The organism is Methylobacter sp. sgz302048, assembly GCF_052162025.1.
Taxonomy (GTDB): domain Bacteria; phylum Pseudomonadota; class Gammaproteobacteria; order Methylococcales; family Methylomonadaceae; genus Methylobacter.
This window is the reverse complement of sequence record NZ_CP197401.1, coordinates 3,932,192-3,944,383: the sequence shown is the minus strand read 5'-3', so window position 1 is coordinate 3,944,383 and position 12,192 is coordinate 3,932,192. Positions and strand designations below refer to the sequence as shown.

The window sequence follows — 12,192 nt, the reverse complement described above, 5'->3', positions numbered from 1 at the left end:
CGTAAAAGCCGTAGCAGTCAAAAGGCTGCTACGGCTTTTTTTATGCCCGTTTATTAAAGCAGCAAGCTACTCATATCTCCTGCCGTTATAGGTTAGCCATCCTCCTTCATGCTGGCCTTGCGGATCATGATGCGTCCAGTGAATGACGCCGCCTTTATTGTTCCACTCATACTCGCCGGAGAAACTGAGCATTGATCCTTCGCTGATGCCCTCGACTTTGGGCGCTAGATCGATGTTATGCGCAATCAATACGGACTGGCCGGAACTTAACCGCACGATAAAGCGCTGATGCCGCGAGCCGTTGGTATCGTCCGGCAGTATTTTGACAATCGTGCCGGCTTGTCTGACTTGTATGTTGCTGCGCTGGTTTTCGAAAGCGTCAGTTAGGGTATTTAGGTCGGTAAAGTCTTGAACATCGCTTTGTCGGCTTTCAAAATCACCTGTTAGGCTTTTTAGACCAGTAAGACCGTTTTTATCAGTTGAGGCTGGCTTATTTTCACAACCGGGCAGCAGCATGCCTGCGCCGCCGGCAATCAAAAAAGCCAAGGCTGCTTTTCTGATCAAGGCTTTAGTCGAGCGCATTACAACTTTCCCTCAACGATATCCTTAAGCGTTTCCAAGTAGAGATCGCCTTCCGTTGCCTGTACGCGGGCACGCAAAGAAGCGACCGTGTCGTCAGGCAAAACCGGTACATGGCTCTGCTTGAGTACGGGACCTTCGTCATAGCGCTCGTTGATCAGATGCACGGAGGCGCCGGAGACCGTGTCGCCCGATTTCAGCACGGCTTCATGGACGCGATCCCCGTAGAGGCCGTGGCCGCCGTGTTTCGGCAATAGCGCCGGGTGTATGTTCAGGATATGCCCGTTAAAGCGCGCCAGCGTATGCGGGCCGATTTTTTTCATATAGCCCGACAGCACGACCAGATCGGTCTGGGCCTCAGTCAGCGTGTTCATAATCGCCAGGTCTTCGCTTTCCGGATCGGGATGCGTTTTGGCATTGATCAGATGCACGGGGATATGCTGTTCCTGACACCAGCGCAATATGGCTGAATCTGAATTGTTGGTGATGACCACGCCCAATTCGGCGGCCAAGGCTTTTTGCTCAATGGCGGCGATGATATGTCTGGCGGAAGAGCCTCCGTGCGAGGCGATAAAACTGATTTTCATGAGTATTAGTCGTTATTAAATTAATCAAAAAAGTAAGTTCGGCATATTCTAAGCAATTGTTCGCCGCTTAATAAGTCCAGAATGCAGCGGATGTTCAGCATCGTTATCAGCGCAGTCAGACCTTGTGCGTGTGCGCATTTTGCCTGTCCTATGTGGCAGGACGGGTACTAACGGATGGCTGCGCAAGCTCGCCAGCGTTTCTTCTGCTTGCGCTTTGGCCATTGGCATTGATGGGTATGCGGTCTCGCTGGTTTCGAAATGCCGCCCAGTTGTCATAGCTAATTCTATCAGGACTGGTCTGACCTCTGTGTATTAAAAGATCGGCATCGGCAGACGGGCCGATAATTTGGCCGGTATTTTTCATGGTTGTTGCCGGTGCATGATGCTATATCCAGGGCCGCAGTGGCAGCAGCGGGTGAGCGGATGAGCGATGAAATCGGCTGGCTGAATCGAAAATATACCGCACGTAATCCTGATGGGTCGCGATACCGGGCAGCGATTTTATTTCGGCCAACGGCAGTCTGATGCTTCAGATTGTGCAGGAATGTCTGTTGCTGTTAGGGAGTGCCCTCAATCGCTATGGTTAAGCTCCTGCTGGTATTGGCAATCCCCAGCCTTCTGGCTCGTGCTGCCGGGTAAGGGGCGCAACAAAAGGGCGGAATCCCGGCACTTGAACGAAACCTTTTAGATCAATCCGTAAATGTTCCTTGTTGATATTCAAAGTTTTGACCCTATAGTTTAAGGGTGTTTTTAACTGTAACTAAAAAATTAGACAGTATATAATCCAACGCTTTGAATCAATTTTTTACTAAATACAACACCGGAAAAAAATATGCTCGGTAAGCTGGTTAGATTAGTTGTAGGGAGCCGTAACGACAGGCTTATAAAGAACAAAAGGAAGTTGGTCAAAAAGATCAATGCATTAGCTTCTGAATACGAAAAATTATCTGATGAAGCCCTAAGAGGCAAAACGCAGGAGTTTCGTGACCGTCTGGCGCAAGGCGAAAAGCTCGATAACCTGCTTCCTGAGGCATTCGCAACAGTCAGAGAGGCGTCCACACGCGTCTTTGGCATGCGTCATTTCGATGTACAGCTGATCGGCGGCATGATTCTGCATGACGGCAAAATCGCTGAAATGAAAACCGGTGAAGGTAAAACCCTGATGGCGACTCTGGCAGCTTATTTGAATGCGTTGCCAGGACGCGGCGTGCATGTTGTGACCGTCAATGACTATTTGGCCAGGCGCGACTCCGAGTGGATGGGGCGCCTATACGGCTTTTTGGGATTGACGACCGGCGTCATCGTTAGCCAGCTTGACAGCCGTGAGCGGCGCCAGGCTTATGCATCCGATATCACCTATGGAACCAACAACGAATTCGGCTTTGACTACCTGCGCGACAACATGGCGTTCAGCCTGGAGCAGAAAGTTCAGCGCGATCTGCACTTTGCCATCGTCGACGAGGTGGACTCGATTCTGATCGATGAAGCCAGGACGCCGCTGATCATTTCCGGCCCTACCGAGGAAGGCACTGAGGTTTATGTCAAAACCAATGAGATCATACCGTTCCTGACCAAGCAGGAAAAAGAGGGCGAGAAAGGCGATTACTCGGTCGATGAGAAAGTCCGCCAGATTTATTTGACTGAAGAAGGCCATGAGCGCATAGAGCGTTTGATGGTCGAACATGGCCTAATGGCCGAAGGCAGCAGTCTTTACGATGCGGCCAACATCCGCCTGATGCATTATCTGAACGCATCGTTGCGAGCGCATGTGCTGTTTCAAAAAGACGTCGATTACATCGTCGCCAATAACGAAGTCATCATTGTCGACGAATTCACCGGCCGTATCATGCCGGGCCGGCGCTGGTCCGAAGGTTTGCATCAGGCGATTGAAGCGAAAGAGCGGGTCACAATCCAGAATGAAAACCAGACGTTGGCTTCGATTACGTTCCAGAATTATTTCCGTTTGTACCATAAGCTTTCGGGCATGACCGGTACGGCTGATACGGAAGCGTTCGAGCTGAACAAGATTTACGGCCTGGAAGTGGTCGTGGTGCCCACACACAGGCCTATGGTCCGTAAGGATCTGGGCGATGTTGTCTATCTGACTGCACGCGAAAAATATGAAGCCGTAGCCAAGGATATTCAGGCTTGCGTCGAGCGCGGACAGCCGGTTCTGGTCGGCACGACGTCGATCGAGAACTCGGAACGGTTGTCGGGGTTGCTGAAAAAGCAGGGCATCAAGCATGAAGTGCTCAATGCCAAACAGCACGAACGCGAGGCGCATATCGTTGCGCAGGCAGGTATGCCCGGCGCCGTCACGATAGCGACCAACATGGCCGGACGCGGTACCGATATCGTGCTTGGCGGCAATCTGGAGGCGGAGCTGGCCGCTTTGGGTGAGGATGCGGCTGAGGACGAAAAGGAAAGCATACGCGGTGCCTGGCTGGACAGGCATGAGCGGGTTATTGAAAGCGGCGGTCTGCACGTGATCGGTTCGGAGCGTCATGAATCGCGCCGTATCGACAATCAGTTAAGGGGGCGCTCCGGACGGCAGGGCGACCCGGGGTCAACACGTTTTTACCTGTCGCTGGAAGATGATCTGATGCGTATTTTCGCCTCGGAGCGTGTAGCGGGTCTGATGCAGAAATTAGGCATGGGCGACGGTGAGGCAATCGAGCATCCCTGGGTAACGCGTTCCATCGAAAATGCCCAGCGCAAGGTCGAAGCGCGTAACTTCGATATTCGCAAGGAAATTCTTGCCTATGACGATGTCGCCAATGACCAGCGTAAAGTAATCTATGAACAGCGTAATGAGCTGATGGCGGCGGCAGACGTTTCCGACATTGTTTCAGCGATACGCGAAGATGTCGTCAATGACGTCATTACACAGTATATTCCGCCTAAGACTATGGAAGAGCAGTGGGATATAAAAGGTCTGGAGGAACATTTGCATCAGGAGTTCAACGTTCAAATTCCGGTGCAAAAAATGCTTGATGAAGATAAGGCTCTGCAAGAAGCAGCCTTGCGCAATCGCATTATCGATATTCTGGAACAAAACCATAAAGAAAAAGAACAGCAGATTTCCAAGGAAGTCTTACAGCATGTTGAAAAATCAGTCATGCTGCAAGTACTGGATAACAGCTGGAAAGAACATCTGGCCGCGATGGACTACCTGCGTCAGGGCATTCACTTGAGAGGCTATGCGCAAAAAGATCCCAAGCAGGAATACAAGCGTGAAGCCTTTCAGATGTTCACTGCGCTACTCGATCATATAAAGCATGAAGTCATCACTATTTTGGCAAAAGTTCAGGTCCGTCAGGAAGAAGATGTGCAGGCTCTTGACGAACAGATGCAGGCGCCGAAAGAGATGCATTTCGAGCATGCGGAGGCTTCGGCTCTGGAGGAGCCGCCACTGGAAGTTTCGCCAGAGGAGAAGCCCGCACAGCCTTTCGTTCGTGCCAGCGATAAGGTTGGTCGTAATGATCCTTGTCCTTGCGGGTCAGGCCTGAAATATAAGCAATGTCATGGCAAGTTAAGTTGATTCTTTAGATAAACCGCTTCCGGCAGTTAGGCAAACTGGCCGGAGAACCCGGGATAATGTGTTCGAATAACATATTACCGGGTTCTCCGGCCATTTTGTTATAAATAGCTAAGCTCCTGCTGATCTGAAAAATCCCTTAAAAATAACCATGCCCATGAGGCCGAGGCTTGATCAGGGTGTGTTTAATGGTTAACATCGATTTCATATAAATTCCTCAAGTATTAAGAATTATGCCGAATAGAAGTTTCAAGAAAAGTAAACCCGCTCCCGCCATTACTACGCTTCCGGACTTAGGAATGGATAAAGAACACTTGGTGGCCGATTTTAAGCATTATTACGGGCACAGGCTTGGCAGAGACGAGCATTGCAAATCGCCGCATTATGCCTATGAAGCGCTGGCTATGGTTGTCAGCGATCGGCTTATAGTGCGCTGGAAGGAAACCTATAATGCATACAGGGATGAGGATTGCAAAAGAGCGTTCTATTTGTCCATGGAGTTTTTGATGGGACGTACATTAAGCAATGCCATGCTTAATCTAGGCATTAATAATGCAGTCGATAACGCCATGTATGAATTGGGGCTGGAGCTTGAAGAACTGATTGACAGCGAACCGGATGCAGGTCTCGGCAATGGCGGCCTGGGGCGTCTGGCGGCGTGTTTTATCGACAGCTGCGCGACATTGCAGCTGCCTGTGACCGGATATGGCTTGCGTTATGAATATGGCATGTTCTCCCAGGATATCGTCAATGGAGAACAGGTGGAAAAACCGGACCATTGGCTGCGTAACGGCAATGTCTGGGAGATTGAGCGTCCTGAGTATACACATCGCATCAAATTCGGCGGACGCACTGAGACCCATACCGATGAGCTCGGCAATAAAAAGGTTTATTGGGTCGATACCCATGACATATTGGCTGTTCCGTTTGATACGCCGATTCCCGGCTACCAGAACGGCACAGTCAACACGCTGCGTTTATGGAAGGCCACGGCAACGGAAGAGTTTGATTTGCAGGAATTCAATGCCGGCGATTATGCGGAATCGGTTGCGGCCAAGAATACGGCCGAAAATATCACCATGGTGCTGTATCCGAACGATGCCAATGAAAACGGCAAGGTTCTGCGTTTGCGCCAGCAATACTTGCTTGCCTCGGCAAGCTTGCAGGATGTGATTGCCAACTGGGTCGGACGGCACGGCAACGATTTCTCGGAATTTGCGACGAAAAATTGTTTTCAATTGAACGATACCCATCCGAGCATAGCGGTTGCGGAATTAATGCGTCTGCTGATCGACATGTACGGCCTGGACTGGGATGAGGCCTGGCATATTACCCGCAACACGATGGCATACACTAACCACACGCTCTTGCCGGAAGCGCTGGAGCGGTGGTCGGTTGATTTGTTCAAGCAATTATTGCCCCGCCTGATGGAAGTCATTTTTGATATCAATGCCCATTTTCTGGCAGAAGTATCGGCACGTTGGCCCGGCGATATAGATCGGTTGGCGCGCATGTCGCTGATTGAGGAAGGCCCTCAACAGCAGGTCAGAATGGCCTATCTGGCGATAGTCGGCAGCTATTCAGTCAACGGTGTTGCCGAGTTGCATTCAAAGTTGCTGCAACAAGGCTTGTTTCGGGACTTTTATGAGCTCTGGCCGGAGAAATTCAACAATAAAACCAATGGCGTAACGCCGCGCCGCTGGCTGGCGGGCTGTAATCCGGAACTGGCGCAGTTGATTACGGGAGCCATAGGCGATGGCTGGTTGACCGATTTGTCTTTATTGAAAAATCTGAAGCCGTTTGCCGACGACAAGACGTTCCGCGAACGCTGGTATCAGGTCCGGCAAAATGCCAAGGAAAGGCTCATCAATTATAAAAAGCAGGAACATGATATCGATCTGGACGCGGATGCTTTATTTGATGTGCAGGTAAAGCGAATTCATGAGTATAAGCGTCAATTGCTGAATGTACTCCATGTCATTCATCTGTATGACCGCATTAAACGCGGTGACACGGCAACCTGGACCAATCGCTGCGTGTTGATCGGCGGCAAGGCCGCACCGGGCTATTACATGGCGAAAAAGATCATAAAGCTGATCAATAATGTTTCCCATGTCATCAACAGCGATCCCGATATTGGCAATAAGCTGAAGCTGGTCTTCATGCCTAATTACCGGGTGTCGGCCATGGAAAAAATCTGTCCGGGTACTGATTTGTCAGAGCAGATTTCAACGGCCGGCAAGGAAGCCTCGGGCACCGGCAATATGAAGTTCATGATGAACGGAGCTTTGACGATTGGTACTTTGGATGGGGCCAATATCGAAATTCGGGAAGAAGTCGGGCATGAGAATTTCTTCCTGTTCGGTTTGACAGAAGCGCAGATTGAAGAATTGAGCCATCATTATGACCCTGCTTCAATCATCAGCCAGGATGAGGATCTGCAGCGTGTTATGAATCTGCTGGAGTGCGGGCACTTCAACCAGTTCGAACCGGGCATCTTTGACGATATCATTGCATCGGTTAAAAGTCCGCACGACCCGTGGAAGACTGTTGCCGATTTCCGCAGCTATGTCGATGCCCAGAACCGTGTGGAAGATGCTTATCGGGATAAGGATCATTGGATTCGCATGAGCATCCTGAATTGCGCGGCCAGCGGTAAATTTTCCACGGACAGGACGATTGCCGATTACAATGACAATATCTGGAAACTGACGCCGGTCAGCGTAGGCAATAAAGATTAAGATGTTTCATATCGTCTTGTATGAGCCGGAAATTCCTGCGAATACCGGCAATATTATTCGTTTATGCGCGAATACGGGCGTTCAACTGCATTTGATTAAACCGCTGGGTTTTGAATTGGATGATAAAAAACTGCGCCGTGCGGGTCTCGATTATCATGAGTGGGTTGATGTCAGGGAACATGATTCCCTGGCCGCCTTCATGGATAGCGTCAGGCCTGAGCGCTTGTTTGCGCTGACTACCAAGGGGCGGCAAGTCTACAGTGAGACGGCTTTTCAGTCCGGGGATGTTTTTTTGTTCGGGCCTGAGACAAGAGGTTTGCCTGAGGCTGTTCTGGCGGGACTTGCTGCCGACAGGCGCCTGTATTTGCCTATGAGGGCGGAAAGCCGGAGCCTGAATTTGTCCAATACCGTATCAATTGTCTTGTACGAGGCTTGGCGGCAGATGTCTTTTTCAGGCGCGCTGATAAAGTAGAGGTCCCTGCTCAGCCGATGAGCAGGGCGATGCGATAAAAGTCAGTGGATGAACTGTCAATTGATTTTTAATGCTGTTCCTGTGAAGGCGGCATTAAGACTCGGATTTTTGTTCGCGCGCCAGCAGATTCTCCACTGCCGTCAGTGGCGGCAATCCTTCGTATAAAACCTTATAGGTCTGTTCAGTGATAGGCATCTCTATGCCATATTTTTGAGCCAGCAGGAACGTTTCCTTTGCGGCTGAAACGCCTTCAATTTCCTGGCCGATTTCCCGGGTTGCCGTCGCTCTGTCTTTGCCTTGACCCAAAGCCAGGCCAAAGCGCCGGTTTCTGGACTGGTTGTCTGTGCTGGTCAGAATAAGGTCACCCAAGCCAGCCAAACCCATGAAGGTTTCCTGTTTGCCGCCAAGTTTGACGCCTAGGCGGATGACTTCGGTGAGGCCTCGTGTAATCAAGGCCGCCCGTGTGTTGGCGCCAAAACCAAGACCATCGGCAATGCCGGTGGCAATAGCCAGAACGTTTTTTACAGCTCCCCCTACTTCCACGCCAATCAGATCGGAACTGGTATAGGCACGGAAACGGCCGCTGTGCAGAATATCGGCTAATTGGTTGGCGAAGTTCGGCTGAAATGATGCGATCGTGACGGCGGTGGGCAGATCGGCGGCAACCTCGCGGGCAAAGGAAGGGCCTGAAAGGACGGCTGCAGGCGTTTGTGCAGAAAAGACTTCAGCCACTATTTCATGCAGTAACGCACCTGTTTGCGGGTTAAAGCCTTTGGTAGCCCAGGCAATTTTTACATCATCGGATACATAAGACTTGAGCTTGATCAACGTATCTTTAAAGGCATGGCTGGGCACTGAAACGAGTATCAGGTTGCTGAATGCAGCAGCTTCAGCCAAGTCCGTTGTCACGGAAAGCGTTTCCGGAAAAGGCAAGCCAGGCAGATAGCGGGCATTTTGCCGATCTCTTGCCAGATTTGCGATATGATCCGGATTGTGGCCCCATAACAGTGTTTGACAACCGTTTCTGGCAGCCAGAATCGCAAGCGCCGTTCCCCAGGAGCCGGCGCCCAGAACAGATATTTTTTTATTCATATTCGGCTTAGTTGACGGACTCAGAGCTGGGGGCTTGATTTTGTACGTGTTGCAGGTGTTGTGCGTACAATGCGTCAAAGTTTACCGGCGCCAGCAGCAATTGCGGAAAACCGCCTTTTGCCACGAGATCGGAAACGACTTCCCGCGCATAAGGGAAAAGGATGTTGGGGCAGAAGCTGCCAACCATCGGGCCCATTTCCTGGTCGTTAAAGCCATTCAAGGCGAAAATGCCGGCCTGATTGACTTCAACAAGATAAGCTGTTGTATCGCCGCTTTTAACGGTGATGGTAATGGTAAGCGCTACTTCATAAAGCGAATTCTCCAACGTTTCAACATGCGTGCTGAGATTGAAGTCGACGGAAGGCTCCCATTTCTCGATAAATACTTTAGGTGAATTTGGGGTCTCGAAAGAAATATCCTTGGTATAGATCTTTTGAATGGAAAATTGTTTTTCTACGGTTTTATTTTCTTCGGCCATGAGGAATTATTGGTTAGTTTTATAGAGTAATCGTGAAATTTACGAGTTTGCACAAGCCGTTTGCTTAAAAAATCAGGCGGCAGCCTTATTTTTGCCGGGTATCTTTATGGGTAATTTATAATCGCCTTCCCAGGACTGCATGCCGCCGGTAATGACGAATACCTGTTCAAATCCTGCCTTGCTCAGTATTTTGCCGGCAGAAGCTGCGCGTGCGCCAGTTTGGCAGGCTATAAGAACAGGCTTTCCCTTGTGCGGCGCCAATTTTGAGAGATGTTCCGGCAGTTTGCTTAAAGGCGTGTTGATGGCGTTCTCAATATGACCTTGAGTAATCTCGTTCGGTTCGCGCACATCGATAACAACAGCCTCGCCGTCATTCATTTTGGCGACAGCCAATAAAGGCGAAATGTACTTGAATTTTTTGAATGCCGTGTCAAAAAATTCCTGTATTAATAAATAGGTCACTACAGCCAGCGCAAGAGATAAGATGTAGTGATTTAAAATGAATTCTAAATAGCGGTCCATAATAAATCGGTGTTGAATAAATGAAAGGAAAATAAATCAGTTGATGGAACAGAAGACGTCTTGCATCATTTTGATAAGCTGCAGCATGCGTTCGTCGTCGATGTAGTAATAAACACGGTTGGCTTCCTTTTTATGGCCGAGAATGTTTTTTTCCCGAAGAATGGCCAGATGTTGGGAAATATTGCTCTGGCTGGTTCCAACCTGTTCTACAATATCTTGCACGCTGACTGAATTAGTGCCAAGCACGCACAAAATTTTCAAACGCAATGGATGCGACATTGCCTTTAAGCAGCGCGCCGCTTTGGTGATGTCGGGGTCATTATATAAAATGTACTCGTCTTTAGTTTCCATAGGACTGCTTAATGTTGCTGGGTTGTCTGAGTCTAATTCTAAAAAAAGAACCCACGAAGAATTATTTATACACATCTATTAACGTGTATTACTATAATGACGACTTGCTTGCGAATTTTTATCAAGTTGCCAAATCAAAAAATTAGTAAATCTAACAAAATGATACCCCATTTTCAATCATTTTGGGTAATGAAGAAACAAAACAACATTTCCACTGATTGCGAGTCTAAAAGCAGTCGGTTGCAGTGAGTTTCTGCTTAAGCGTACGGAGATAAATAAAGAATGTTAAATCGGCCAAAGCCTTTGGTATTACTGATCCTTGACGGGTTCGGTTATTCGCAGGACAAAGAATACAATGCGATTGCAATGGCTAATACGCCCTGCTGGGATAGACTGCAGCGCGATTATCCCATGACTTTGCTGAATTGTTCCGGAAATGTCGTGGGACTGCCTGACGAGCAAATGGGAAATTCGGAAGTAGGGCATCTTCATATCGGAAGCGGTCGTTATGTGCCTCAGGATTTATCATTGGTCAATAATGCCATAAAAGACGGCAGTTTTTTTTCAAATCCAGTGCTTTGTCGAGCCGTAGATATCGCTAAAGAGTCAAACAAGGCGTTACACATCCTGGGTTTATTGTCTCCAGGCGGCGTACACAGTCACGAGGACCAGATTCTGGCGATGGTTGAACTCGCCGCTAGGCGCGGCTTGAGTAAAATTTATATGCACGCATTTTTGGATGGGCGGGATGTACCGCCTAAGAGTGCCGCGTCATCGTTGCAATTGCTGGAAGCAAAATTTGCTGAATTGGGCGTGGGACGCATAGCCTCGATTGCCGGACGGTTTTATGCCATGGATAGAGATAATCGTTGGGAGCGCGTAAAAGGCGCCTATGATTTAATCACAAAAGGCGAGGCGAGTTTTTATGTCGATTCGGCCATGGAGGGTTTAGAGTCGGCTTATAGCAGAGGAGAAACTGACGAGTTTGTTTCCCCGACTGCTGTTTTGGGGGGCAATCATCAGCCCATAGTTCTGGACCCTGATGATTCCATTGTTTTTATGAATTTCCGTGCGGATCGTGCGCGTGAAATCAGCCGGGCTTTAACGGAAATAAATTTTGATGCTTTTGACAGAAGCCATGAACCTCATAAAGGCTATTTCGCAACTTTAACCGAGTACCATCAGGATTTTGATTTCGACGTGGCTTTTCCTTCCATTGATATAAAGAATAGCTTGGGAGAAGTGCTGTCCAATTTAGGCATGAGACAGTTAAGGTTGGCTGAAACTGAAAAATATGCACATGTCACCTTTTTCCTGAATGGTGGCATAGATACGCCTTTTTCTGGAGAAGACAGAATATTAGTTCCGTCTCCCAAGGTCAAAACGTATGACCTGCAGCCTGAAATGAGTGCGCCGGCGGTGACCGATCATTTGGTGGAAGCCATTACGGGCGGAAAATACGATGTGATAATCTGCAACTATGCCAATTGCGACATGGTGGGGCATACCGGCGTGATCGACGCAGCCATTAAGGCGGTTGAAGCCGTGGACGCTTCATTACAGCGCATAGTGGACGCATTGCTGACAGTGGGCGGACGCCTGTTGTTGACTGCTGATCATGGCAATATCGAACAGATGGTTGATAAAGAGACAGGGCAGCCTCATACCGCTCATACTACCAATCCAGTGCCTCTGGTCTATGTGGGCGGCGACAAGCCATTAGCCTCTGGCGGCAGTTTGTCTGATTTGGCGCCGACTATGCTGGCTATTTTAGGCATTGAGCAACCCGTTGAAATGACTGGTAGATCGCTTCTTAAATCTGTTTAACCTGT

The 12,192-nt window shown here is 49.2% G+C and carries 10 protein-coding genes; 4 read left to right on the top strand and 6 right to left on the bottom strand.

The window, feature by feature from the left end; translation table 11 throughout:
• Positions 1 to 66: 66 nt before the first annotated feature.
• Complete coding sequence (locus ACTNE6_RS17665; protein WP_442497682.1) at positions 67 to 582, bottom strand: DUF3465 domain-containing protein; 516 nt, start codon at positions 580 to 582, stop codon at positions 67 to 69.
• The gene (gene purN / locus ACTNE6_RS17660) at positions 582 to 1,166 is read right to left on the bottom strand and encodes a phosphoribosylglycinamide formyltransferase (RefSeq protein WP_442497681.1); all 585 of its coding nucleotides are present in this window, start codon (positions 1,164 to 1,166) and stop codon (positions 582 to 584) included. Before purN ends, ACTNE6_RS17665 begins: the two co-directional genes overlap by 1 nt.
• Before the next feature lie 832 nt (positions 1,167 to 1,998).
• Here purN and secA point away from each other — a divergent pair.
• The 3 genes from secA (at position 1,999) to trmL (ending at position 7,917) form a co-directional block, all read left to right on the top strand.
• On the top strand, positions 1,999 to 4,707 hold the full coding sequence (secA, locus tag ACTNE6_RS17655) for a preprotein translocase subunit SecA (protein WP_442497680.1): 2,709 nt from the start codon (positions 1,999 to 2,001) through the stop codon (positions 4,705 to 4,707).
• A 230-nt stretch (positions 4,708 to 4,937) separates the two neighbouring features.
• Positions 4,938 to 7,445 (top strand): glycogen/starch/alpha-glucan phosphorylase, encoded by a 2,508-nt coding sequence (locus tag ACTNE6_RS17650; protein WP_442497679.1) that lies wholly within the window; start codon positions 4,938 to 4,940, stop codon positions 7,443 to 7,445.
• 1 nt (position 7,446) lies between these two features.
• A complete protein-coding gene (trmL, locus tag ACTNE6_RS17645; protein WP_442497678.1) occupies positions 7,447 to 7,917 on the top strand; it encodes a tRNA (uridine(34)/cytosine(34)/5-carboxymethylaminomethyluridine(34)-2'-O)-methyltransferase TrmL in 471 nt (156 codons plus the stop codon).
• 93 nt (positions 7,918 to 8,010) lie between these two features.
• Here the strand turns inward: trmL and ACTNE6_RS17640 are convergent, their stop codons facing one another.
• The 4 genes from ACTNE6_RS17640 to ACTNE6_RS17625 form a co-directional block, all read right to left on the bottom strand.
• A complete protein-coding gene (locus ACTNE6_RS17640) occupies positions 8,011 to 9,009 on the bottom strand; it encodes an NAD(P)H-dependent glycerol-3-phosphate dehydrogenase (RefSeq protein ID WP_331820008.1) in 999 nt (332 codons plus the stop codon).
• Positions 9,010 to 9,016: 7 nt separating this feature from the next.
• The gene (gene secB / locus ACTNE6_RS17635) at positions 9,017 to 9,487 is read right to left on the bottom strand and encodes a protein-export chaperone SecB (RefSeq protein ID WP_194968225.1); all 471 of its coding nucleotides are present in this window, start codon (positions 9,485 to 9,487) and stop codon (positions 9,017 to 9,019) included.
• Between the two features lie 72 nt (positions 9,488 to 9,559).
• A complete protein-coding gene (locus ACTNE6_RS17630) occupies positions 9,560 to 10,009 on the bottom strand; it encodes a rhodanese-like domain-containing protein (RefSeq protein WP_194968226.1) in 450 nt (149 codons plus the stop codon).
• Between the two features lie 36 nt (positions 10,010 to 10,045).
• Positions 10,046 to 10,360 (bottom strand): ArsR/SmtB family transcription factor, encoded by a 315-nt coding sequence (locus ACTNE6_RS17625; RefSeq protein WP_027159106.1) that lies wholly within the window; start codon positions 10,358 to 10,360, stop codon positions 10,046 to 10,048.
• 282 nt (positions 10,361 to 10,642) lie between these two features.
• On the opposite strand from ACTNE6_RS17625, the gene gpmI reads away from it, so the two are divergent.
• Positions 10,643 to 12,187 (top strand): 2,3-bisphosphoglycerate-independent phosphoglycerate mutase, encoded by a 1,545-nt coding sequence (gpmI, locus tag ACTNE6_RS17620; RefSeq protein WP_442497677.1) that lies wholly within the window; start codon positions 10,643 to 10,645, stop codon positions 12,185 to 12,187.
• Positions 12,188 to 12,192: the final 5 nt, after the last annotated feature.

What these genes read in the sequence shown, in the direction of transcription:
- ACTNE6_RS17630 (WP_194968226.1), bottom strand. Translation starts at nt 10,009, where the DNA reads ATGGACCGCTATTTAGAATTCATTTTAAATCACTACATCTTATCTCTT.
- purN (WP_442497681.1), bottom strand. Translation starts at nt 1,166, where the DNA reads ATGAAAATCAGTTTTATCGCCTCGCACGGAGGCTCTTCCGCCAGACAT.
- trmL (WP_442497678.1), top strand. Translation starts at nt 7,447, where the DNA reads ATGTTTCATATCGTCTTGTATGAGCCGGAAATTCCTGCGAATACCGGC.
- secA (WP_442497680.1), top strand. Translation starts at nt 1,999, where the DNA reads ATGCTCGGTAAGCTGGTTAGATTAGTTGTAGGGAGCCGTAACGACAGG.
- gpmI (WP_442497677.1), top strand. Translation starts at nt 10,643, where the DNA reads ATGTTAAATCGGCCAAAGCCTTTGGTATTACTGATCCTTGACGGGTTC.
- ACTNE6_RS17640 (WP_331820008.1), bottom strand. Translation starts at nt 9,009, where the DNA reads ATGAATAAAAAAATATCTGTTCTGGGCGCCGGCTCCTGGGGAACGGCG.
- ACTNE6_RS17665 (WP_442497682.1), bottom strand. Translation starts at nt 582, where the DNA reads ATGCGCTCGACTAAAGCCTTGATCAGAAAAGCAGCCTTGGCTTTTTTG.
- secB (WP_194968225.1), bottom strand. Translation starts at nt 9,487, where the DNA reads ATGGCCGAAGAAAATAAAACCGTAGAAAAACAATTTTCCATTCAAAAG.
- ACTNE6_RS17650 (WP_442497679.1), top strand. Translation starts at nt 4,938, where the DNA reads ATGCCGAATAGAAGTTTCAAGAAAAGTAAACCCGCTCCCGCCATTACT.
- ACTNE6_RS17625 (WP_027159106.1), bottom strand. Translation starts at nt 10,360, where the DNA reads ATGGAAACTAAAGACGAGTACATTTTATATAATGACCCCGACATCACC.